The sequence below is a fragment of the Mycobacterium gordonae genome, from assembly GCF_001417955.2.
Lineage (GTDB): Bacteria > Actinomycetota > Actinomycetes > Mycobacteriales > Mycobacteriaceae > Mycobacterium > Mycobacterium gordonae_B.
Genome location: NZ_LKTM01000310.1, coordinates 1 through 22,672 on the forward strand (window position 1 = coordinate 1; position 22,672 = coordinate 22,672).

Consider the following 22,672-nt stretch of genomic DNA (forward strand, 5'->3'; position numbering starts at 1 on the left):
CACAACTGGCCATCCGGGCACTACACAGCGCGGTAGCCCGACGCGGAGATGTCGCGGGGTGCATTCTGCACTCGGATCGCGGATCTCAGTTCCGGTCAAGGAAATTCGTACACGCCTTGAATCAACACGAGATGGTCGGCTCTATGGGCCGTGTCGGAGCCGCCGGCGACAACGCCGCCATCGAGAGCTTCTTTAGCCTGCTGCAGAAGAACGTGCTCGACCGCCGCCGCTGGGACACCCGAGAACAACTCCGCATCGCGATCGTCACCTGGATCGAGCGCACCTACCACCGGCGCCGCCGCCAGTCCGGCCTCGGGCGGTTGACCCCGATCGAATTCGAAGCAATCATGACCACACCGGCCAGTCAGGCCGCGTGACCGAAACTGTCACCTGATCGTGCAGCAGACCCTCCCGACGACGCACCACGGCAGTACTGATTGGGATGAGTTCTATGCGTTCCTCGGACGAATCTCGTATCCCTGCAACGACCAAGCATCACGAGACAGTGCTGTGCAATGGAAGGGACTGAGCCACTGCCGCCAGTCCAAAGCCAATGCTCCCGTGGACGTCGCGGTGATCGGCGACAGTCACGCCGAGCATCTGTTCCTCGGCCTGGCGGAGGCACTACCCGACAAGAACATCCTTTACTACATGGCGAACGGGCTACCGCTTGAATCAACGCCGGGTATGAAGAAGGTGATCGACCACTTCGCCTCAGATCCAGCGATCCAAACCGTCGTCATCAATGGCGATTGGCCCAGCCGGGGCATAGGCAATGGAGAGCAGCTCGCGACGACCCTCAAGGCCTTCACAGCGAAGGGCAAGGCGGTGTTCGTGACTGACGACGTTCCCTGGTTCCGGTTCGACGCCGTAGCTTGCAAATACCGCATCGCTCCCGTTTTGCCCTACCCGAAGTGCAGCGAGGATCGGCAACGCTTTGAAGATGACTACGCTACGTACTTCCCCGCGCTGCGATCCACTGTCAACAAGGTGCCTGGAGCAGCCCTGCTCGAGACGGCGCAGTATTTCTGCGACCAATACTCCTGCCGTATGAATCAGGGCGACTCGCTTTTGTTCCGCGACTCAAACCATCTCAACGAGACGGGTAGCAGATTCCTGGCCGGCCGCATGCTCGCCGACAATCCGCAATTCCGGGCTGCCGTCACCCGCTCGTCGAATCACTGAGGTTAGAGGCAGGGGCGACCAGACCTCGAGCCGTGCCGACACCGAAGAACAAACCGACGCCGATTGCCAGGAAGGCAGGTCCGCCCGTCAGGAAGGAGCGAACAACCGTCGCCGTCGCGGCGGCGGGCGCGCCCCGAAGCAGCAGGTGACTGCGCACCACGCGGTTGTCCGCGTCGGCGGGCCGGATATCGGGCGGCAAGATGGCCCTGAGATCAGGATCGCCAAGTACCTGCGCCTGCCGCTCTGGATACGGATGGGCAAGTGTGACGCCATGATTGGCGCTCCCGCGCTCCTTGAGCTGTTTCAGGTCTCCGGTGGCCAGATAGGCGCGCACATTGGCGGTCTGTTGGTCTGCCGCCTTGCTCCAGTAACTGCAGGCGAGCACCGACACGCAACCTGCCACCGTGAATGCGGCGGCCACGGCGAACACCCAGAACACCGGGCCACGTTGGACCCGTGGGCTCACCTCCGCGCCGCGCGCCCTGTCCCACAGGGCGAAGATGCTTACGAAGGCCATGGGATACACCAGCAGCACCACGTCCAAATAACGTGGTGCTACCAAACTTCCGCGTCCGTAGGCGAACAGCACTAGTTGAATGGTGACCCAGCAGGAGATTCCGAGGACGACCCAGGCGCCGTCGGAAATACTCGGGCGGGTCTTCAAGATATGCCGGCAGTACAGGGCGATCGGGATTCCTCCGGCAATCGTCAGAGCCGCGAAAATCCCAAGTCCTGCAACGAAACCCGCAGGAGTGGCCATTGACTTCGCGCTCCCAGCTCCCCACGCGGTCACCGCGACGGCGATCGACGCCAGTAAGAGGACGGCTGCGATTTCGCGGGTACTGCGCTTCCTGCTGTTCGTCACGATCTGCAGTGCCACCAACGTCGCGGCGGCCGGCAGGGTGGCAACGCCTGTGGCAAAGGTGAAGTAGCTGAGGATTGCCGCCGACAAACCGGCAAACCAGCGCAACGAGAATGCCGGCGCAGTGGAGAAAGCGGCTACTGCAAGTACGCCGAAGAACAACGACAGATAGACCTGGGATTGAAATCCCCACACGGTGTTCTCGAAGTCGATCGGAAATGCGAAAATCAGCGCGACAAAGCAGGTCAGGAGCACCTGAAGGTGTGGTGCGACAAGAGGAATCAGCAGGGCGGCGAGCAACGTGACTAGAGCGGTCAGCACGGCAGCGCCGAAAATCATTTCCAGGCGGGTGTTCCATTCACCGGCCATCTCGAGGTGAGACAACGCAACGAGGCGGGTGATCAGGATGCGGTGGCCGTTGTGCGATGCGACGAGGTCGGCAAAGGACAAGGTGCCCTTGAGGTACGGCGAATACAGGGCTTGCCCCTCAGCGTCCCATTGATCGAGCAGCGGCACTGATGAGCTGAACGCGGAAACGATGATGAGCCGGGACCCGAACACCGTGCAGGCCAAAGCCGTGAACAAAGCAAACCAGCGTCGTCGTCCGACCGGCGACCGAGTATTCGCCTCGGTTGATATCACCTCGTCGCCTCCACGCACTGTCAGTCCCTCAGTCGTCCGGGTCACGCGCACCTCCCCCGGACTGAACGTCGACGCTCCATCTGATTCATCGGTTGATCTACCCCCTGAGCCAACTCGTCAGGACGAAAGGCTCTTTCGCCGTCGGAATCGCTGCAACGCATTCACTGCGCCTAGCCCGGCGGCACCGCTTCCGGCCCACTGCATCACCGGGCGCCGCATCGCCAGGCCGTACCACCGCAAGTACGCCGGCAACCACCCGACCAGATCGAATTTACTTTCCCCGGCGGTACGGTCCTCCCAGCTGCTCGGGACCTCGTCCACCCGGTAGCCGAGCAGATGCGCCTTCGTCGTGAGCTCCAGACCCACCTCGAATCCACGCTCACTTTCGATCGCGACCTCGCTGAGGAGTCGACGGCTGTAGCCGCGGAAATTCGTGGTGGCGTCGTGTGTGGGCAAGCGACCGACGTAGTGCAGACTCAGACCCGCCGTGCGCGACATGGCAGTCTTCAACCGGGGTCCACCGGTCTGCGAGCCACCGGGCATATAGCGCGAACCGCTCACGACGTCTGCGCCCTCGTCGCGAATCTTGGCCGCCATCAGGGGAATAACCGACGGCGGATCCGACAGATCGGCCATGCTGCTGACAATCACATCACCCCGGGCCGCCGCAAAGCCGGCGATCAGAGCATTGGCCACGCCCTTGCCCAGGGAGTTGCGCACCAGACGGACTGTCGGGGGACGGTCGGCCATCGCGGCCAAAGCCGGCAGTGTGGTGTCCTCGTCGAAGTCGTAGCAGATCAGCAATTCGTGCGGTGTGTCCGCCAGTGTCTGAGCGAGCCGCCTGACGCAGACCTGGATGTTCTCGCCTTCGTTGTAGACCGGTATCACCACGCTGATCAGCCGCTCGCTGTCGGCCGACTCGGCCGGTTTGCGGGCGCGAATGACGAACTGCTTGCCGAACACCGGCCAGGCCCACCTGGATCGCACGTACAGCTGGACCAGGATCGGCGCCTTGGGCAAAGGTGAGTAGGTGGAGTACGGCAAGAATCGCTGGTGGGTGTCGACCACCTCAAAGTCGTTGAGCTGCAACAGTTCCGTCAGCGAGCGATCGCTGATCGGGACCGAATGATCCCAGAAATCCCAGTAGGCGCCGGCAAGGAATCGGATGTTGGGCCCCAAGGCGATGAAATGTCCCCCCGGTCGCAGCACCCGCCGAACTTCGGCGATGGTGCGCTCCACCTGCGCCTTGTCCTGTAAGTGCTCCAGCATGTTGCTGCTGAAGACGACGTCCACCGAGCCGTCGGCGAGAAAATCGAGCTCGTCTGCCCGGCTTTCGTGAAATTCAATGTCGGCATTGAGCTTGCTCGCGCTGTCGGGGTTCAGATCGACCCCGATCCGCCGCGCCGCCTTCACCTGGTTCAGGAATTCGCCGTAGCCGCAACCCAGGTCGACGACGGTGTCGCTTCTCCTGATCCACGCTTGGAAGAAGTCATGTACCAGAACGGTCCATATCTCGGATCGCGCCTCGAGGTCATGACCGAATCGGTTGCGGTACAGCTGCTGTAGGTCGGTTTCACCAGCGATTCGCATATTGTCCTCTGGGCCAGCTCGACCGCGCGTCAGATGGTGCCCGCTTCAACGGCGCTGACGACCCAGGGGATGACCTCGTCGAGCATGGCATCGAGGGTTGTCGCCGCGGAAAACCCAAGCACCTCCGAAGCCTTCTGAACATCCGGCGAACGCAACTGAACGTCGTGCTCGAACGGCGGGTCGCTTTCGTAGCGAAAGGGCGTGTCCGGCCGCATCTTGCGCCAGATCACTTCCGCGAGTTCCACGACGGTGGTCGCCTCCGGGGTGGACAGGTTGAAGTCGCCGTTGAGTGCCGCCGGATGTTCCATACAGGTACGGATACCGCGGGCCAGATCCCCGCCGTAGGTGTAGTGCCGCACCTGCGTGCCGTCGCCGAGTAGGTGCAGTGGGTCCTGCCCCTTCGCCACCTTCTGGATCAGGTCCGGGACGACGTGACTCATGGCGAGTTTGACGTTACCGCTGGGGATTTCACGGCCACCGATAGCCCGCTGCTCCCCCGTCCCGACACAGTTGAAGGGACGGATGATGGTGTACGGCAATCCGTACTGCTCGTAGGCGCCGTGCGCGAAGTACTCGCACGCCAGCTTCTGGAATCCGTAAGTGCTTGTCGGAGGCGGGCACTCGGTGATGTGCTTCTCCGGCGTCGGAAAGATCGTCGCGTTCTCGAACACCATCGACGAGCTGATCACGTTGATCTTCTTCAACCAGCCCTTCTTGTATGCGTAAATCGCGGCATCGAAGTGAGCGGCTGCGATGCGCTCGTTCTCGGCGAGCAGGTCGTAGGCATACTCGTGGAAGTAGGTGATGCCACCGATGCGTGCCGCGCTGGCGACCATCTGATCGCACCCCTCCACCAGGCGGAACATCAGGTCAACGTCTTTGACGTCACCCTCTACGAACTGATAGTTCGGATGATTGTCGTAGCTTTTCGCGACGGGACCATATTTCGAGTAGTTGTCGATGCCGACGACTTCGTGACCCGCCCGCAGCAACTCGTCGACTACGTAACCGTTGATGAATCCCGCACTGCCCGTAACGAATACTCTCACCGGGCTGCAGCTCCCATTCCCAGAGTTGCCAATTCTGCTCCGTTGAGTGCGTTGTCATCTGCCTCGGTGAGGTCAAGGCAACCCCAGACGTCCTCGACGATAGTGCCCTCGGGCACCCGCAGGCCTCGGTATTCCGAGTGCGGAACTCCGACGACGATGACGTCGGCGCGACGGACAACGGTCTCCAGGGGCAGGTAATCCGGACCGTCGAGGAAGGGGTCGTGACGGATCACTTCTTTCGCCTCGAGCATCAACAGATGCCGTAATTTGAAGCTGAGCGAATCGCGCGTGTCGTCGCAATCGGCCTTGAACGTCATACCCAGGATGCCGACGACCTTGTCGCGCAGGTCGACTCGGCGCTTGAGCATGTTGACGATGAACTGTGGCTGTCCTTCGTTGATCAGCATGGCCGAGTGACCGAGCATGAAGTTGTTGTTGCTGAAGGCCGCCAGCTGCATCGTGTCTTTCAACAGGCAGGGGCCGGCGGCCAAGCCGGCTCTCGGCAAGCTGTCGACTCGACCGTTCTTGTACGTTGCCGCGTGGTGGACGCGGTTGTAGTCCAGCCCGGCCTCGCGGCTGAGCAGGTAGAACTGGTTGGCAACCGCGAACTGGATGTAGCGATAGCTGTTGCAGAACAGTTTGGCCAGTTCGGCTTCTTGCGGCGCCACCTCGATGATCTCGCTGGTGATCCCGGAAAACAGCTCCCGCACCACGCGCAGACCCTCGTCGTCGAATCCGCTGATGATCTGCGGAATGATCCTCAACTCACGGAGCGAGTGTCCCTGCGCGATGCGCTCCGGGCAGAAGGTCACGTGCACACCGATGCCGCGCTCTTGGAAAAGGTCATGCACGCGCTGGGTGAGCCCCGGGTACACCGTGCTTCTGAGCACGAGTGTCTGCTCGTCGTGGAAGTACGGGCTGATTTCGTTGATGATCCGAAAGAAGGTGTGGGCCTGTGGAGTCAGGAACTCGTCGACAGGCGTACCGACGACACAGATGACGATGTCGGCGTTGCGGACAATCCATGAATCGGTGCTCGCCGAGAGACGCCCGGTGGGCAGCAGACGCTTGAGCAGTTCCTCCGCGCCGTTCTCGATGAAGGGCATGTTGCCGGCCATGATCGTCTTCAACGCCAGCGCATTGGTATCCAGGATGTCGACCGTGTAGCCCTCGTCGGCCAAGACCAGCGCCAGCGGTAAACCGACGTGCCCCGCACCGCCGACGATGCAGATGCGCTTGTTGTGCTGATTCGCCACGCGAATCGCCCCTCCCATGCATGCCCGGCCCCGTCCGAATGCGGACGCGGCCAAACTGTCCCCAACAGTCAGCCGAACACGCCTGAGCGTACGAAATTTCTTGTGCGCAGATGCGGCGTTTGGCGCATATACCGCAGGTATGCCGACGGCGGCCATTCCGTGCCGAATGCATGCTGTAGGTTCGGATGCTGCCCGTCTGACGTGATGCACCGTGAGGAGACCTCATATGCACTACCTCATCACCGGGCACACCGGCTTCAAGGGTCCCTGGCTCTTGTTGCTCCTTCTCGGCCGCGGCCACCAAGTGTCCGGTCTCGCCCTGGATCCACCCGACGGCAGCCTTTTCGAACGGGCCAACCTCGCCGACCACCTGCTGAACGACTACCGCGTCGACATCCGCGACGCCGCCGCCACTGCATCAGCGATCCAGGCCGCCGCCCCGGACGTCGTGGTGCACATGGCCGCCCAATCATTGGTTCGCGAGTCCTACCGGGAACCGCGCTTCACCTACGAGACCAACGCGATGGGCACGATGAATGTGCTGGAGGCGGTCGGAGCCACTCCGTCGGTGCGCGCGCATGTCGTCATCACCACCGACAAGGTCTACCGCAACGTCGACCAGGAAGCCGGCTACGTCGAAACCGACCCACTCGGCGGTGACGATCCCTACAGCGCTTCCAAGGCGATGGCCGATCTGCTGACTCAGTCCTGGATCCGCAGCTTTCCCGGGTGCCCCACCGCAATTGCCCGGGGCGGCAACGTCATCGGAGGCGGCGACGCCAGCCACGAGCGGCTGATGCCCGACCTGGTGCGTGCCTATGCAAGCGGCCAGGCGCCGTTGTTGCGATTCCCCAAGGCTGTGCGCCCCTGGCAGCACGTGCTCGACTGCCTCAACGGGTACCTCACCATCGCCGACGCACTGCTCGGCGGTACTGGGTTGGGCCAGTGGAACATCGGGCCCGGCCGGGACAGCTTCGTCGAAGTCGGCCAAGTGGCCGGCCTGGCTGCGGAACTGTGGGGCGGCGGCGCCCACTGGGACCGCCAACCCGGCGAGCACCCCCATGAGGCGAACCTGCTGGCCCTCGACGCCACCAAGGCGCAGGCCGAACTAGGCTGGCGCAACCGCCTCGGCTTCCACGATGCCGTCGCCTGGACCATCGAGTGGGAACGCCGCGTGCACGACGGCGCCGACCTGCTCGCAGTCACCACGGAGCAAATCGCCGCGTTCGAAAGCCTCGATTGACCCCCGCGGCCGTATAGGGTCGCGACGATGAGCAACCACACCTACCGCGTAATCGAGATCGTCGGCACCTCACCGGACGGGATCGACGCCGCCATCCAAAGCGGTCTCACCCGAGCGAAGCAGACGATGCGCAATCTGGACTGGTTCGAGGTGGAATCCGTTCGTGGTCACCTGGTAGACGGCGAGGTTGCGCACTACCAGGTGACCATGAAAGTCGGCTTCCGCCTGGAAGATTCGTAAACCCGGCTCAGCCCGCGCGCTTCAGGGCAAGTAAGCGGTCACCTGCGCAACGAATTGCTCTAGATCGCGCAAGTCCTGCAGTCTGGACACGACAATCTCGTCCGACACCTTGACGTACTCGTGCACGAGAACATTGCGGAACCCGACCGCCCTGCGCATGGAGTCAGACGCATCAGCCGAGAGTGCACCGTGACGCCCCAGCACCTTCATCGCGTCTCCGTTATCGGCCGGCGGACCCCACCCCTGCGCTGAACAGATGTGCTGGGCCACGTCGATGCACGCTTCGATCGACGTGACGAAGGTGTACTTCACTCCGCGTAGCCACATCGGGTCGGTGCGACGCTCTTCGTTAGCCTTCGCCTCTTGACGCAACACGTCGAGGTCGTCTGTGACGACTCGCAGAAGTCTGAGTACGCGGACCTCATCCACCACGTTGGAGCACCGCTTGGGCGAAGTCGCGGTGAGCGCTATTTATCCGCGGCAGCTCATCAAGATAGATCTTGCGTTTCGTCGCCTCCCACACCACACGGGCATTGCGGTCGCGCTCGAATAGGAGCTTTCCGTACAACGCGATCCGTCCCGCAAGTTCAAGAGGAGCGTCATTGAGTACGAGCAGGTCGACACCAACGGGCAGCAGGACCTCGAACGCGTCCGGGTGCGGCTCTTCAAAATAGGCCGCAATATCGACGTCGGATTGTGCATCGGAAGTGCCCGAGGCTCGGCTGCCGTGCAAGTAGGCAAACACGGCGCCGTGCTGGCGCAGCGCCTCGGTGGCGTCCGCGATCCGGGTGTCAACCTCATTCACCGTTCGATTGTCTCACCGCAGAGCGTTCGACGGCTGGAAGCGATCCCGTCGACTCAGAATGCTCAGCCCGCGACCTGACCCGGCTCGGTGTAGGGCGCACCGAGCCCGTGCACCGGACGGTACCCGCGCTTGCGCGCTTTCTTGGCGGCGTCGCGGATCATCTTGTAGAGCCCGAGGAACGCGGCATGGTCGGTGGCGACGAACGGCGTCAGCAACCGGTTGTGCACGACGGAGAACGCCACCCCGGTCTCCGGGTCGTTCCACCCGACCGAGCCACCCAGACCGACGTGACCGAATCCCGGCATCACGTTGCCGATCGGCAGACTGTGGTAGCCCAGGTGGAAGGCCATCGGCACGAAGATGTTGCGGTCGCGCTGCACGACCTTCTCCCCCGTCAGGCCGGCGACCAGCCGCCGCGACAGGAACTGGGTGCCGTCGACCTCTCCGCCGTTGGCGATCGCGCCGTACATCCGCGCCAGCGCGCGGGCCGTCACCACCCCGTTGGCGGCGGGAAGCTCGCCGTCCAGCATCGGCATGTCGCCCTGCACGGCAGCGATCACACCCGGGAAGTACATGGACCGGTAACCACCGGAGAACTGGTTGGCGATTCGCTGCACGGCGCAGGTCACCAGCCGGTTGGCCGCGAGGTCCTGCGGCATGATGATCTCGGCCGCGCGGGTCGGCGAGCCGGCGGGCGGGCGGCCCAGGTGGAAGCCGTCGGTACCCAGCGGCTCGGCCAGTTCCTCCCGGAACAGGACGCGCATGTCCTTGCCGGTGACCGCCCGGGCCAGCCCGGACATCAGCCAGCCGAACGTCAGCGCGTGATAGGCCGGTTTGCCCAGCAGCCGTCCCGGAGACGCCGCGGCCAGCCGCTCCTCCATCAGGACGTGGTCCAGCAACTCCTCCTGCTTGGCCCCGCGCAGCCCCGACAGGCCGGCGGTGTGCTTCATGACGTCGCGAACCGTCATGTTCGCCTTGCCATTGGCGCCGAAGGAATGCCAGTACTCGGCGACCGGTGCGTCGTAGTCGATCAGCCCGCGGTCGGCCAGGCGGTGAATCACCGTGGCCGCCATGCCTTTGGTGGCCGAGAAGACCATCGGGGCGGAGTCCGCCGACCACGGCACCTTGCCGTCGCGGTCCGCCCAGCCCTTCCAGACATCGACGACGGGTTGCCCGTCGAGATAGACCGCCAGCGCCCCGCCGCCGAAGCGGTGACCAGGGAACATGGTCGAGAATGCACGAACGACGCAACCAAAGTGGGAGTCCGCGGCACCGAACACACCATGCCCTGCGTCAGGGGCATCGTGAGAAGGGACAGCGCGGCGATCGACTCCGATGTCTACCGTCACGGCTTTGAATTTACTTCGCTTTCGTAGAGTCCACGGGCAAACAAGGACAAATTTACCTTTCCGTTAGGTCGTTGCGATCTCAAGTATTTGCTGGGCGGCTAGGGCCGGCGTCAGCTCGCCGTCGCGTACCTGACGTTCCACGTCCCGGCGGATCTTTCGCACCTCGGGATTGGACATCACCCGGTCCAACACGGTGTCGCGGACCATCTGCCAGGTCCAGTCAACCTGCTGCTCGCGGCGGCGCGCCTCGAACTGGCCGGCTTCGGTGAGCACTTCGCGGTGCTTCTGAATGGTTTCCCACAGCTCGGCCAGGCCGGTGCCTTCGATTGCGCTCATCGTGAGAACTGGTGGCCGCCAAATCGATTCGCGCGGATGAATCAACCGGATCGCTCCGGCGAGCTCTCGGGCCGCCAGCCGCGCGTCCTTGAGGTGCTCACCGTCGGCCTTGTTCACCACGACGATGTCGGCGAGCTCCAGCACGCCTTTCTTGATGCCCTGCAGCTGATCCCCGGTGCGGGCCAGGGTGAGCAGCACGAAGGTGTCGACCATATTGGCCACCGCCACCTCGGACTGCCCTACCCCGACGGTCTCGATCAGGATCACGTCAAAACCCGCCGCCTCCAACAGGACAACGGTTTCCCGGGTGGCCTTTGCTACCCCGCCGAGGGTTCCGGATGTCGGAGACGGCCGGACGTAGGCGTGGGGGTGCGTCGAGAGGCGAGCCATGCGGGTCTTGTCACCCAGAATCGACCCCCCGGTGCGAGTGGACGAAGGGTCCACAGCCAGCACCGAGACCTTGTGCCCCTGTTCGATCAGGTGCATCCCCAGCGCTTCGATGGTGGTGGATTTGCCCACCCCGGGCACCCCGGTGATTCCGACTCGATGCGCGTTGCCGGCATCCGGCAGCAGGGCGAGCAGCAGCCGCTGGGAGTTCTCGCGGTGGTCGGCGCGGGTGGATTCCAGCATGGTGATGGCCCGCGGCAGCGCGGCGCGGTCACCGGAGCGAATCGCCTCGGCCAGATCCTCGACGTTCATGCCCGGGCCCACCCCGCGGTTGCGTCGACACTGAATCCAGGTACAAGACACGCCGAGGACGGAGTGCGTAGTTTCAGTCTCGGCGAGCCTTTCACCGCAGGGCCACCCTGAGCGGACGTAAGAGTCGTCACACGCGCACTAATCCAGGTCATATCCCAGCCGGTCGGCCAGCTTGTGCAGCAGGCCGATCGCGGAGTCGGCGATCACCGTCCCCGGCGGATAGATGGCGGCGGCCCCCGCCTGGTACAGCTCGTCGAAGTCGCCGGGCGGGATGACCCCGCCGACCACGATCATGATGTCCGGGCGCCCGACCTCGGCCAATGCGTCGCGCAACGCCGGCACCAGGGTCAGGTGCCCGGCGGCCAGCGACGACACCCCGACGACGTGCACGTCGTTGTCAGCGGCCTGTCGGGCGACCTCTTCCGGCGTGGAGAACAACGAGCCGACGTCGACGTCGAACCCGATGTCGGCGAACGCCGTCGCAATCACCTTCTGGCCGCGGTCGTGTCCGTCCTGGCCCATCTTGGCGATCAGGATCCGGGGCCGTCGGCCGTCGGCCTCGGCGAACTTCTCGACGAGTTCGGTTGCTTTGGCGATGTTCGGGGCCGTTCCCACCTCGTCACGGTAGACGCCGGCAATGGTGCGGATCTCAGCCTGGTGACGTCCGTAGACCTTCTCCAGCGCGTCCGAGATCTCCCCCACCGTCGCCTTGGCTCGTGCCGCGTTGATGGCCAGAGCCATCAGGTTGTTGCCCAACCCGTCTTCACCGGCCGGGCCGCTGGCCGCGGCAGCGCGGCTCAACTCGGCCAGGGCGGCCGCGACCGCGTCGGCGTCCCGGTCGGCCCGCAGCTGTTCGAGTTTGGCCAACTGCTCGGCGCGCACCCGGCTGTTCTCGACCTTGAGCACCTCGATCTCTTGATCCTCGACCACCTGGTACTTGTTCACCCCGATCACCGGCTGCTGGCCGGAGTCGATGCGGGCCTGGGTGCGCGCGGCCGCTTCCTCGATGCGCAGCTTCGGGATACCTTCGCCGATCGCCTGGGCCATGCCGCCGTACTCGGCGACCTCCTCGATATGGGCGCGCGCCTTCTGCGCGAGCTGATGAGTCAGCCACTCCACGTAATACGAACCCGCCCACGGGTCGATCGGCCGGGTGGTGCCCGACTCCTGCTGCAGCACCAGCTGAGTGTTGCGCGCGATGCGGGCGGAGAAATCCGTCGGCAGCGCCAGCGCCTCGTCCAGTGCGTTGGTGTGCAACGACTGGGTGTGGCCCTGGGTCGCGGCCATCGCCTCGATGCACGTCCGGGCGACGTTGTTGAACACGTCCTGGGCGGTCAGCGACCAGCCCGAGGTCTGCGAATGGGTGCGCAACGACAGCGATTTCGCGCTCTTGGGATCGAACTTGGCCACCAGCTCGCTCCACAGCAACCGGCCGGCCCGCAGCTTGGCGACCTCCATGAAGAAGTTCATCCCGATGCCCCAGAAGAACGAGAGACGGGGCGCGAACTTGTCGATGTCCAGGCCGGCGTCCAGACCCGCCTTGATGTACTCGACACCGTCGGCCAGGGTGTAGGCCAGCTCCAAATCGGCTGTGGCACCGGCCTCTTGGATGTGGTAACCGGAGATCGAGATGGAGTTGAACTTCGGCATCTTGGCGCTGGTGTAGGCGAAGATGTCGGAGATGATCCGCATCGACGGCTTGGGCGGGTAGATATAGGTGTTGCGGACCATGAACTCTTTGAGGATGTCGTTCTGGATGGTGCCGGCCAGCTTCTCCGGCGGCACCCCCTGCTCCTCGGCTGCCACTACGTAGAGCGCCAGGATCGGCAGCACCGCGCCGTTCATGGTCATCGACACCGACACCGAGGACAGGTCGATACCGTCGAACAGCTGGCGCATATCGAGGATGGAATCGATTGCCACACCGGCCATTCCGACGTCACCCTGCACTCGTGGGTGATCCGAGTCGTACCCGCGGTGGGTGGCCAGGTCGAAGGCCACCGACAGACCCTTCTGACCCGCGGCCAGGTTGCGCCGGTAGAAGGCGTTGGACTCGGCGGCGGTAGAGAACCCGGCGTACTGGCGAATGGTCCACGGCTGGTTGACGTACATCGTCGGATACGGCCCGCGCAGGAACGGCACCTCGCCCGGAAAAGTGTTGAGCGGGTAGCCTTCTTCGCCGGCCGCCGCCCGGTCTTCGGAGATGTACACCGGCTTGACGTCGATGCCCTCCGGTGTCTGCCACTGCAGTTGCTCTGGGGTGTACCAATGGGCCTTGGCCGCGGCGGCGATGTGCTCATCCACGGCGGCGGCCGTGGGTTTCGGCGCGCTGCGTTCGCTCTGTAGCGGAACGTCGGCGAAGCTTCCGATTGAAGGAACTGTGGCCGTCACCGTTATGCCCCCAACCTGGTGAGCAGATTCGAAAGCGCTTCGACTGCATTGATTTTCGCTGTCAAGTACTCGTCGGGCCGGTGCTCGGCATCGCCCACGGCTTTTTCCGGCCCGGCCAGGTACACCCGCTCGATGCCGGCGTCGCGTGCGGCCTGCACCACACCGGACACCTCGTCCGGGTAGCGCTTGTCGGTCCCGCAGATCACCGCCGCCGTGGGAGACCCCGCCGCCAGGGCGGCCTGCGCGACACTCGCGGCGTCGACGGTGCCGGGGTTGACCGCTTCGATGCCGCCGGACGCCAACAGGTTTGCCGCGAACGTGGTGCGGACGTTGTGTTCGGCCAGCGGTCCCAGTGGCAGCAGCAATACCTGTGGGCGCGCGTCATGCTCGGCGAGATAGGCGTCCGAGCGGTCGCGCAGCGCCTCGAACTCCGCGGCGTAGCGCACCACGTGGCCCGCTCTGCCAAGTGAATCACCTTGTGGCAGCGGCGCTTCGCCGAGGTTGGGAAATTCGTTGACGCCGGTGATCGCGATGCGGCGGTGCGCGATGTCGTCGGCGCGCCGGGCGGCCAGCTCGCCGATCTGTGCGGCCAGGTAGTCGTGCGCGTCGACGAACCCGCCGTGCGACTCGATGGACTGGAAGTGCTCCCAGGCCCGCTCGGCCAGCTGCTTGGTCAGGTCCTCGACGAACCACGACCCGCCGGCCGGGTCGAGGACCCGCCCCACGTGCGACTCCTCGAGCAGCAGCAACTGGGTGTTGCGGGCGATCCGGCGCGCGAAGCTGGTGGCCGTGCCCGGCCAGCCGCCGGGGATAGACACGTCGAAGGCGTAGACCAGCACGGTGTCGGCTCCACCGACACCAGCGCCGAAGGCCGCCAGCGTGCAGCGCAGCATGTTCACCCAGGGGTCGCGCTGGGTCATCATGGGCAACGACGTCTCCGCGTGCACGACGGCCGCGCCGCTGTCGGCTTCTCCGGCCACCTCGGCCACCCGCGCCCACAACTGGCGCACGGCACGCATCTTGGCCAGCGTCATGAACTGGTCGTCGTCGGCGGCAAGCCGGAAGCTGACCTGACGCAGCGCCTGCTGCACCGGCAGCCCGGCTTCGGTGAGCGCCCTCAGGTAGGCGACCGCCGCCGCGATCGTCGCGCCGAGTTCCCAGGCGGCGGTGGCGCCCAGATTGTGGAAAGCAGGTCCGTCGACGGTGATCGCCCGCACGCCATGCTGGTCGCCGGCGCGCGTCGCCACCGCGACGACGTCCTCGAGCGTCGGGGCGTCGCGCTCACTGAGCGTCGCGGTCAGCGGGTCGGCGCCCAGATCCACCGACACCAGCGCGCGCTGATCGGCCTCCACCTGCTCAGCCAGCGAAAACATGGCGTCGGCGGCGGCGACGTAGTCGGCCCCGGCGTCGATGATGACCGGAGCCATGCTCAGGTACACACCGTCGAGCAGACCCGCCAGCTGGTCGGGCGCCACACCGGACTCCCCGACCCGCAGCAGCAGCCCGCTGACCCCCTCGCCGAGCGCGGCCAGCAACGCTGCGTTGGCCTCACCTACCGACACCCCGGGCAGGGGGAACGCCTCGACGACCTTCCAGCCGGACTTGACGTCGCGCGACGGGTCACCGCCACGCACGAACGGCCATTGCCCGGGCAGCGGCGGCTCGGGCAATTCGTCGAATGCGGTGTACAGCGGCCGGATGACGAACCCGTCGTAGGTCGGGGTCTCTAGGCGCTGCTCCGGGTGATCGCCCAGCTCGGCGGGATCGACTCGGGCGCTCTTGGCCAACACACCGGCAACCGCACTGCGCCAGCGCCCGCGAACCTGTTCTAGGTCGGCGAGTTCGGGTACGTCAATGGACACCGATTTACTCCTGTTTCCGCAGCAATAGGCAGTCTTGCTTCGGCTTACTTCGGGCTTGTCGCTTGGCTAATAAGGCTAATTGATCGGCACCAAAATCTAGGAATCGAGGTGCCGCCGAGCGGAACACCACCGCCACGAAACGCCAGCCCCGGGAAACTCGATATTCATTTTCGCCCCGTACGCTTGATATCCGTGACGACCGCCGCGATCAGCAAAACCACCGATACGGTGCGCGGCATCGCCCTCGCTCTGATCTCGGCGGCGCGTCAGGCATCGGTGCCGCGACTTATCGCAACCGTGGTGGGAATCACAGTCCTGGTGGCGGTGGCGCTGCTGGTCCCGCTGCCTACGGCGATGGAAATGCGCGACTGGGCCCGCTCACTGGGACCGTGGTTCCCGCTGGTGTTCTGGCTGGTGCACACCGTCGTCACCGTGCCCCCCTTCCCCCGCACCGCGTTCACCCTGGCTGCCGGCCTGCTGTTCGGACCGGTGATCGGCGTGGCCATCGCGGTGACGGCCAGCACGGCCAGCGCTGTGCTGGCGACACTGCTGATCCGCGCGACCGGCTGGCGGCTCAACCGGCTGGTGCGCAGCCGCACGATCGGGCGGCTTGATCAGCGACTGCGCGAGCGAGGCTGGCTGGCCATCCTGTCGCTACGGTTCATTCCCTTTGTGCCGTTCTCGGCGATCAACTACGCCGCCGGCGCCTCGGCCGTGCGGGTGATGCCCTACACGTGGTCGACGGTGGCCGGCCTGTTGCCCGGTACCGCGGCCGTGGTGATTCTCGGCAACGCGTTCGCCGGGGATGCCAGCCCGCTGCTGGTGCTGGTGTCGGTGTGCACCGGGGCGCTCGGGTTGTGCGGGCTGGGCTACGAGATCCACCAGTACCGGCAACACCACCGGCACACCACCGAGGCGGAACCTGTCTCCGGGCCGGCGCATGTCTCCGAACCGGAGCACGAACCGGCGGTCACGCCCTGACGCCTGACCTGCCCGCGCAGGGTCTCTTCTGATGTCACAGGCGCAGTTCCTGCGCACGCTCGCGCTGCTGGCCGGAGCGTTGGTGTCGCTGGTGGTGGCGTCCTGGCCGTTGCTGGCGCGCGGGCAGTCACGTGCCTACAGCTGGCGATTGTCGTTCGTCGCGCTGTTGAGCGCGGCAGCGTTCGTGGCCGCCATCTTCGTGCCCGGTGTCAGGAAGCCCACCGCGCAGCCGCTCGTCGAACTGCCTCCGCTGCCCACCATCGGCCCCGGAACCGCCGTCGCCGTCACCTTTGCCGACGGCACTGGCGGAATGGCCTGTACCGCAGGGTTTCTGGTGCGCAGCGCCGGCGGCGAGACCGGGTTGCTCACCGCGGGTCACTGCAACAAGCCCGGCGAGGCCAGCCGGGTGAGCATGAATGCCGGTGGCGGTCCGTACCAGAGCGTGGGAACGTTCACCCAGACCGTCAGCGAGGGCACCCGCGGCGAGGCCCACGACATGGGGCTCATCACTCTGGACTCCGACACCGTTCCCCGGACCGCGTCGATCGCGGGGGCGATGCCGGTCGCCCGGGTGGCCGGCGACGTCCAGGTCGGCGAGCAGTTGTGCAAATTCGGGATGAAGACCGGCCGGGTCGAATGCGGTCAGGTCACCGAAGTCACCGAGAGCAAGGTGGTGTTCCTGGCGGCCAGCCAGTGTGGCGACTCCGGCGGGCCCGTCTACCTCATCCAGCCCGACGGCGCGGCGGCGGTGGGAATTCACATCCGCGGCGGGCGAGCCAATGACCCCAATCCCGGATGTTCGCGCCCCGCAACGTTTTCCGTCGCCGAACTGGTGCGGCCGTGGCTCGACCAGTGGGGACTGACGGTGGTGACGGACTGACGCGGCGCGGTCCCCGTGACGGCGAAATTGCGACCACGGTTGTGCCTTAGGCGCAACGCACAGCCGTCACGGCAATCTCGACGCGGACCCGGGCCGACCACCCAACGGCAGGCTCAGCCTGAACTGCGCGCCTCCGTCGTGCGGCAGGCACACCAGGTCACCGCCGTGCGCGCGGGCCAGGGCGCGCGCGATCGAGAGTCCCAGCCCGGCCCCGCCATGGTCGCGGGCACGCGCGGCGTCCAGGCGCACCAGCCGCTCGAAAACGCGGTAACGCTCGTCGTCCGGGATGCCCGGGCCGGTGTCGGTGACAATCACCTGCGCCGCCGCGGCGTCCGCGGTCACGTCGACGGTGATGACGCCGTCGGCCGGAGTGTGCCGGCGGGCGTTGTCCAGCAGGTTGGACAGAATCTGCGCGACGCGCGTGGGATCCGCCCGGACGCTCAGCTGCGGCAGGCCGGTCCGGACGACGGAAAGCTGCGGAGCCAGCATCGCGGCGCGCTGCGCCTCGGCCTCGGCGATGGCCGCCAGGTCGGTGTCCTGGACGTCGAGTGGCAGCCCCGCGTCGATGCGACTCAGGTCCAGCATGTCGGCGACCAGCCGTCCCGCCCGGCGAGCATCGGACTGCAACAGGCTGGCCCGCCGGTATTGCGCACTCGCCGCCGAGTCGCTCTCGTGGGCGGCCAGCTGTTCTGCGGCCGCCTGCATGCCCGCTATCGGGGTGCGCAACTCGTGCGCGGCATCGACCAGAAACTGACGGGTCGCGGCTTCGGCCCGCTGCGCGGTCTCGGCAGCCTGCCTGGCCCGCAGCTCCGAATCCTCCAGGGCGTCCAGCATTTCGTCGAAAGCGTTTGCGGCCCGGCCCAACTCGGTGTCGGCCCGGGACGGACGCAGCCGTCGGCCACGATCGCCGGTGGCGATGTCCCTGGCCAGGGTCGTCAACCGGTCCAAGGGCCGCAGGGCCGCCTTGCTGACGGCGATCAGCAGGAGCGCCGCCACCAGCAGCGTCACCAGTCCGGCACCGACCATCAGCTGCCGCAGCTGCCGGGTCACCTGGGTGGTCTGAGTGGTGTCCGCGACCAGGATCAGCCGGGCGCCGTCGGGCAACGGGTGCACCACCACCGTGGCCGTGCCGTCAGGCGGGGGTCCCGGCGGCGGTGGCGGAGGCAACAGCACCGGACCTGACGGCGGCATCGGCATCGGGCCGGGTGGCGGCGGTGGGCCGGGTGGCGGTACCACCGATCCCGCTTTGATGTCGGGGCTGATTCCCGGGTCGCCATATTTCGCGCCGTCGGAAAGCACCACCAGCGCCCGCACGGTGCCGCCGTTGAGCTGAGCGGCCAGCAGATCGGGCGGCGTATTGGCGGCGACCAGGGCGTCGGCCCGCGACGTGGCAGCGAGCAGGCGGTCGTGCAGACTGCGTTGGGCCTGCATGCCCAGGGTGACGTCGATCGTCACGCCGAGCACTGCCAGCAGGGCGGCGAGCAGTGCCACCACCAGCAGCACCACCCGGCGCTGCAGTGACGGGGTGGCGGTCGTCGGGTCGGTGGTCATGATCGCTGCGGCTGCAGGCGGTACCCGATGCCGCGCACGGTCTGCAGAATCCGGGGTCCGTGCGTTTCGAGTTTGCGCCGCAGGCTGCTGACGTGCACCTGCACCAGGTTCGCGTCGTAGGCGTCGTAACCCCAGACCGCGTTCAGGATTTGGTGGGCGCTGACGATCCGGCCGCGCTGTTCGACCAGGAATTCCAGCAACCGCAATTCGGTGGCGGTCAGGTCCAGGGGGTGCCCGTCGCGCGCCGCCACCCCGGCGTCGGCGTCGAGGATCACGTCGCCGAACTGCACCACTTTGGGCAGTCGTCCCCGTCGCCGCAGCACAGCGCCGACCCGCGATACCAGTTCGGCGAGTTCGAAGGGTTTGACCACGTAGTCGTCGGCGCCACCGTCGAGGCCGCGCAACCGGTCCGGCAGCCCGTCACGCGCGGTGATCAACACGATCCCGACCTCACCGTATTCGCGGACCACATCGATGAGTTCGAACCCGTCCCGGCCCGGCAACATCACGTCGAGCACCACCAGATCGGGCCGCAGACCCGCCAGCGTCTCTTCCAATCCTGTTCCATCGCAACGGGTGTCGGTGTGATATCCGGCATCGGCCAATGCCTCGCTGACCATCTCACGAATAGTTTCGGAGTCCTCGACCACCAACACACGCGGAGTGCCGACACTGAACTGGTCCGTCGCCGACCGGCTGTCCGTCATGCCCCCATTCTTAGTCGCGACCCGGACGTGCCCGCGAATTTCCGGCCGCATTTCCCGCTGACGGCGCACAATCCCCCTATGACCTCCGACCGCACCAATACCCCAGCACCTCCTCGCCGCTATTCCACCGGCGCGCTGGTCGGCGCCGGGATCGCCGGCGCGGCACTCGGCGCGGCCGCCGCGTTCGCAGTGACCGGCCTGGTCTTCACGGTCCGCGTCGAGCTACCCCCGCCGCCGTACCCGCAGTTCTCGACTGCTGTGCCAACCCAGCCGCCGAGCGCACCCCCGACATCCGCGCCGGCCAGTCTGCTCCCCAGCCGGCCTCCGCTGCCCGGACCGCCCTGATTTCTTCAGATCCACTTCAAGTTCGGCTTCTACCGTCGCGATCACCAACCATTCAACGACGTGAGGAGTCGCATGACCTCCGACGACACCCCGACGACTGACCCGTCAGCCGCCGTCCCCGCGACCGCGCCACCCGCCCCGGTGCCCGCAGCACCGGTAGTGGCAGAGAAGCGCCACTTCTCCACCCGCGTGGTGCTCGGCGCCGGGCTTCTCGGTGGGCTTTTCGGTGCTGTTTTCACCGCGGGCGCCGCGTTTCTGATCATGGCCTTCGGTTTCGGGCCTCCGCCGCCGCCGGGGCCGGGCTTCGGCCCGCCCGGCTCGTCGCACTTCGGTTTCCCGGGACCGGGTGGACCGGGCGGACCGGGCGGTCCCGGAGGGCCGATGGCCGGGCCGAAGGGCCCGCTGGGCATGGCGCCGCCGATGGGGCCGGGTGGCCCCGGCCTGCGGCCGCCCTTCCCCGGCGGCCCGCCGCCGATGGCGCCGGGTGGCCCGGGTGCCCAGCCGCCCCAACCGGGCCAGGTGCCGGCGCCGCCGTCGGCCGGGCCTAGCGCGACTCCGGCCGCGCCGCGGTAGCCCACTTCGGCTTCGCGAGGGTGCGCGGAATGTCACGCCCGACGGCGTGTCGCTGTACCTCTGCGCACCCTCGCGACCGGCCGGGGTGAGGAGCGCGTGGCACCCTCGTTAAGAGGGGAGGCACATATGACATCTCACGCGTTAGCCCGGGCCGGGGCACGGCTGTTGCGCTCCCGCCGCCTGGTGCGCGCACCGATCTGGATCTACCGGGCACGCGCCGGGGCACTCTTCGGATCCCGCACGCTGATGCTCGAGCACGTCGGACGCAAGTCGGGCCGGCCCCGCTACGTCGTGTTGGAAGTGGTCGACCGTCCCGCCCCCGACAGCTATGTCGTCCCGTCAGGGTTTGGCCCAAAAGCTCAGTGGTTCCGCAACATTGAGGCCAATCCGCGGGTACGGATCTACCTCGGCAGCCACGCGCCGGCGCCCGCCACCGCACGGGTGCTCGGCCAGCAGGAGGTCGATCGGGTGTTGGCGAGCTACCGCGAGCGCCATCCGCGCGCGTGGGGGCAGTTCAAGCACGTGCTCGAGGAGACGCTCGGCGCGCCGATCACCGACGCCGGCGCCCCCCTGCCGATGGTCGAGCTGCGGCGGGACTAACTGTTCTCGGGCCCCTTGGCCGTCATCGCGGCGAACAAGGCCAGGAACAACACCGCCGGAAGGGCATTGGTCACCTTGTCCCGCACGCGGACGTGGGCACCCACAGCCAGCACGAAATAGACGGTGAGCATCGCGGTGGTCAGCCTGGCCAGCCCCGGAAATCGGGTGACCGACGCCAGCCCCACCGCGGCGGCGGCCTTGACCACCGGCAGGACAGGGCGGACGTTCTCCGGAACCTCCACGGTGTCCAGCACCTTCTTGATCGGGGGCACCTGCACGGCGCACGCCACCGCGTCTACGGCATGAAAAGTTGCCAGCGCGGCATAGGTTTTCGGTGAACTCAGAGTGCTCATCCGTCAATCCTATTGACGCAACTCCGGGGGTGCGCCCAGCGGGCGATCCACCGGCTTGTTGGCGATCGCCTCCGCCTTTGCCACCGCCTGCGCGACCGTCGGGTCGGTCTCGGTGGAGAACCAGTCCGCGACCTCGGCGTCGTCGGCGTCGGCGGCGTGCCTGGGCTGATCGTCGACCGGGGACGGCTCGAACCGGAAGACACCATCTTCACCGGGCTTGCCGAGCAGACGGGTGAAGCCCTGCAGCGCCGCGTTGAAATCGCTGGGTACCACCCACACCTTGTTGGCGTCCCCGCGCGCCATCTCCGGCAGCGTCTGCAGATACTGGTAGGCCAGCATCTCGGGCGTGGGCCGGCCGGCTTTGATCGCGGCGAAGGTCTTCTCGATGGCCTTGGCCTGACCCTGCGCCCGCAGATAGGCCGCGGCCCGCTCACCCTGGGCGCGCAGCACCCGGGACTGCCGATCGGCTTCGGCGGACAGGATCGCCGCCTGCTTGGCACCCTCAGCGGCCAGGATCTGCGACGCTTTCTGCCCCTCCGCCTGCATGATGGCCGCCTGCCGGGTGCCTTCGGCCGTCAGGATCATGGCGCGCTTCTCGCGGTCGGCCTTCATCTGCTTCTCCATGGACGCCTGAATCGACGGCGGCGGGTCGATGCTGCGCAACTCCACCCGGGCGACACGCAGACCCCACCGACCGGTCGCCTCGTCGAGCACGCCGCGCAGCTGTGCATTGATCTGGTCGCGGGAGGTCAGGGTCTGCTCGAGGGTCATGCCGCCGACGACGTTGCGCAGCGTGGTGGTGGTCAGCTGTTCGACGCCGACGATGTAGTTGCTGATCTCGTAGACCGCCGCCTGCGGCACGGTGACCTGGAAGTAGACGACGGTATCGATGTTGAGGGTCAGGTTGTCCTCGGTGATGACGGGCTGCGGCGGGAACGAGACAACGCGCTCGCGCAGGTCCACCCGGGCCCGCACCCGGTCGATGAATGGCACCAACAGGGTCAGTTGACCGCTGACCGTACGGCTGTAGCGGCCCAGCCGCTCGATGACCGCGGCCTCGGCCTGCGGAATCAACGCAACCGACTTGGCCACCACGATGATCGCGAAGATCACCAGAACGGCCAGCAACACCAGACCAGCTACCGCACCTTCCACCGGGATTCCCTTTCTCGA

General features: G+C 66.2%; 23 protein-coding genes. 9 read left to right on the forward strand and 14 right to left on the reverse strand.

What is annotated here, in order from left to right; translation table 11 throughout:
• Positions 1–377: integrase core domain-containing protein (locus tag AO501_RS20285; RefSeq protein ID WP_156452583.1), on the forward strand; the 377-nt coding region annotated here is incomplete at its 5' end.
• A 19-nt stretch (positions 378–396) separates the two neighbouring features.
• On the forward strand, positions 397–1,185 hold the full coding sequence (locus AO501_RS20290; RefSeq protein ID WP_156452704.1) for an SGNH hydrolase domain-containing protein: 789 nt from the start codon (positions 397–399) through the stop codon (positions 1,183–1,185).
• On the opposite strand, the gene AO501_RS20295 is transcribed toward AO501_RS20290, so the two are convergent.
• The 4 genes from AO501_RS20295 to AO501_RS20310 all read right to left on the reverse strand — a co-directional run bounded on the left by AO501_RS20295 (position 1,163) and on the right by AO501_RS20310 (position 6,740).
• Positions 1,163–2,734, reverse strand: a complete 1,572-nt coding sequence (locus tag AO501_RS20295) for a hypothetical protein (RefSeq protein ID WP_156452705.1) — start codon at positions 2,732–2,734, stop codon at positions 1,163–1,165. The two genes, AO501_RS20290 and AO501_RS20295, sit on opposite strands and share 23 nt — an antisense overlap.
• A gap of 72 nt (positions 2,735–2,806) precedes the next feature.
• Positions 2,807–4,279, reverse strand: coding sequence for a glycosyltransferase (locus tag AO501_RS20300; RefSeq protein WP_055579408.1), 1,473 nt, complete (start codon positions 4,277–4,279; stop codon positions 2,807–2,809).
• A gap of 29 nt (positions 4,280–4,308) precedes the next feature.
• A complete protein-coding gene (locus AO501_RS20305) occupies positions 4,309–5,328 on the reverse strand; it encodes an NAD-dependent epimerase/dehydratase family protein (RefSeq protein WP_055579409.1) in 1,020 nt (339 codons plus the stop codon).
• The gene (locus tag AO501_RS20310) at positions 5,325–6,740 is read right to left on the reverse strand and encodes a nucleotide sugar dehydrogenase (RefSeq protein WP_231752557.1); all 1,416 of its coding nucleotides are present in this window, start codon (positions 6,738–6,740) and stop codon (positions 5,325–5,327) included. The genes AO501_RS20305 and AO501_RS20310 overlap by 4 nt, the downstream gene beginning before the upstream one ends.
• Before the next feature lie 70 nt (positions 6,741–6,810).
• Between AO501_RS20310 and rfbG the strand changes: the two genes are divergently transcribed.
• Both rfbG and AO501_RS20320 read left to right on the forward strand, forming a co-directional pair.
• Positions 6,811–7,827, forward strand: a complete 1,017-nt coding sequence (gene rfbG / locus AO501_RS20315) for a CDP-glucose 4,6-dehydratase (RefSeq protein WP_055579411.1) — start codon at positions 6,811–6,813, stop codon at positions 7,825–7,827.
• Positions 7,828–7,854: 27 nt separating this feature from the next.
• A complete protein-coding gene (locus tag AO501_RS20320) occupies positions 7,855–8,067 on the forward strand; it encodes a dodecin (RefSeq protein WP_055579412.1) in 213 nt (70 codons plus the stop codon).
• A 21-nt stretch (positions 8,068–8,088) separates the two neighbouring features.
• Here the strand turns inward: AO501_RS20320 and hepT are convergent, their stop codons facing one another.
• The 6 genes from hepT to mutA form a co-directional block, all read right to left on the reverse strand.
• On the reverse strand, positions 8,089–8,499 hold the full coding sequence (gene hepT / locus AO501_RS20325; RefSeq protein WP_055579413.1) for a type VII toxin-antitoxin system HepT family RNase toxin: 411 nt from the start codon (positions 8,497–8,499) through the stop codon (positions 8,089–8,091).
• Positions 8,489–8,872, reverse strand: coding sequence for a nucleotidyltransferase domain-containing protein (locus AO501_RS20330; protein WP_055579414.1), 384 nt, complete (start codon positions 8,870–8,872; stop codon positions 8,489–8,491). The genes hepT and AO501_RS20330 overlap by 11 nt, the downstream gene beginning before the upstream one ends.
• 62 nt (positions 8,873–8,934) lie before the next feature.
• Complete coding sequence (locus AO501_RS20335; protein WP_055579415.1) at positions 8,935–10,221, reverse strand: serine hydrolase domain-containing protein; 1,287 nt, start codon at positions 10,219–10,221, stop codon at positions 8,935–8,937.
• A 63-nt stretch (positions 10,222–10,284) separates the two neighbouring features.
• Positions 10,285–11,256 (reverse strand): methylmalonyl Co-A mutase-associated GTPase MeaB, encoded by a 972-nt coding sequence (gene meaB, locus AO501_RS20340; protein WP_055579416.1) that lies wholly within the window; start codon positions 11,254–11,256, stop codon positions 10,285–10,287.
• Between the two features lie 138 nt (positions 11,257–11,394).
• On the reverse strand, positions 11,395–13,647 hold the full coding sequence (gene scpA / locus AO501_RS20345) for a methylmalonyl-CoA mutase (protein ID WP_055579417.1): 2,253 nt from the start codon (positions 13,645–13,647) through the stop codon (positions 11,395–11,397).
• A 2-nt stretch (positions 13,648–13,649) separates the two neighbouring features.
• Complete coding sequence (gene mutA, locus AO501_RS20350) at positions 13,650–15,509, reverse strand: methylmalonyl-CoA mutase small subunit (protein ID WP_055579418.1); 1,860 nt, start codon at positions 15,507–15,509, stop codon at positions 13,650–13,652.
• Positions 15,510–15,701: 192 nt separating this feature from the next.
• On the opposite strand from mutA, the gene AO501_RS20355 reads away from it, so the two are divergent.
• Entirely contained in the window at positions 15,702–16,490 is a 789-nt protein-coding gene (locus AO501_RS20355; protein WP_055579419.1) for a TVP38/TMEM64 family protein, read from the forward strand.
• Positions 16,491–16,521: 31 nt separating this feature from the next.
• Entirely contained in the window at positions 16,522–17,370 is an 849-nt protein-coding gene (locus AO501_RS20360; RefSeq protein ID WP_055579420.1) for a S1 family peptidase, read from the forward strand.
• A 66-nt stretch (positions 17,371–17,436) separates the two neighbouring features.
• On the opposite strand, the gene AO501_RS20365 is transcribed toward AO501_RS20360, so the two are convergent.
• Entirely contained in the window at positions 17,437–18,921 is a 1,485-nt protein-coding gene (locus AO501_RS20365) for a sensor histidine kinase (RefSeq protein WP_055579421.1), read from the reverse strand.
• Entirely contained in the window at positions 18,918–19,628 is a 711-nt protein-coding gene (locus tag AO501_RS20370) for a response regulator transcription factor (RefSeq protein WP_055579422.1), read from the reverse strand. The genes AO501_RS20365 and AO501_RS20370 overlap by 4 nt, the downstream gene beginning before the upstream one ends.
• 78 nt (positions 19,629–19,706) lie before the next feature.
• Here AO501_RS20370 and AO501_RS20375 point away from each other — a divergent pair, with 78 nt between their 5' ends.
• The 3 genes from AO501_RS20375 to AO501_RS20385 all read left to right on the forward strand — a co-directional run bounded on the left by AO501_RS20375 (position 19,707) and on the right by AO501_RS20385 (position 21,146).
• Complete coding sequence (locus AO501_RS20375) at positions 19,707–19,973, forward strand: hypothetical protein (RefSeq protein WP_055579423.1); 267 nt, start codon at positions 19,707–19,709, stop codon at positions 19,971–19,973.
• Between the two features lie 72 nt (positions 19,974–20,045).
• On the forward strand, positions 20,046–20,546 hold the full coding sequence (locus tag AO501_RS20380; protein ID WP_055579424.1) for a hypothetical protein: 501 nt from the start codon (positions 20,046–20,048) through the stop codon (positions 20,544–20,546).
• Positions 20,547–20,672: 126 nt separating this feature from the next.
• The gene (locus AO501_RS20385) at positions 20,673–21,146 is read left to right on the forward strand and encodes a nitroreductase family deazaflavin-dependent oxidoreductase (RefSeq protein ID WP_055579425.1); all 474 of its coding nucleotides are present in this window, start codon (positions 20,673–20,675) and stop codon (positions 21,144–21,146) included.
• On the opposite strand, the gene AO501_RS20390 is transcribed toward AO501_RS20385, so the two are convergent.
• Positions 21,143–21,499, reverse strand: a complete 357-nt coding sequence (locus AO501_RS20390; RefSeq protein WP_055579426.1) for a DoxX family protein — start codon at positions 21,497–21,499, stop codon at positions 21,143–21,145. The two genes, AO501_RS20385 and AO501_RS20390, sit on opposite strands and share 4 nt — an antisense overlap.
• A 9-nt stretch (positions 21,500–21,508) precedes the next feature.
• Positions 21,509–22,654 carry an SPFH domain-containing protein gene (locus tag AO501_RS20395; RefSeq protein WP_055579427.1) on the reverse strand — a complete coding sequence of 382 codons (1,146 nt, stop codon included), beginning with the start codon at positions 22,652–22,654 and terminating at the stop codon, positions 21,509–21,511.
• Positions 22,655–22,672: the final 18 nt, after the last annotated feature.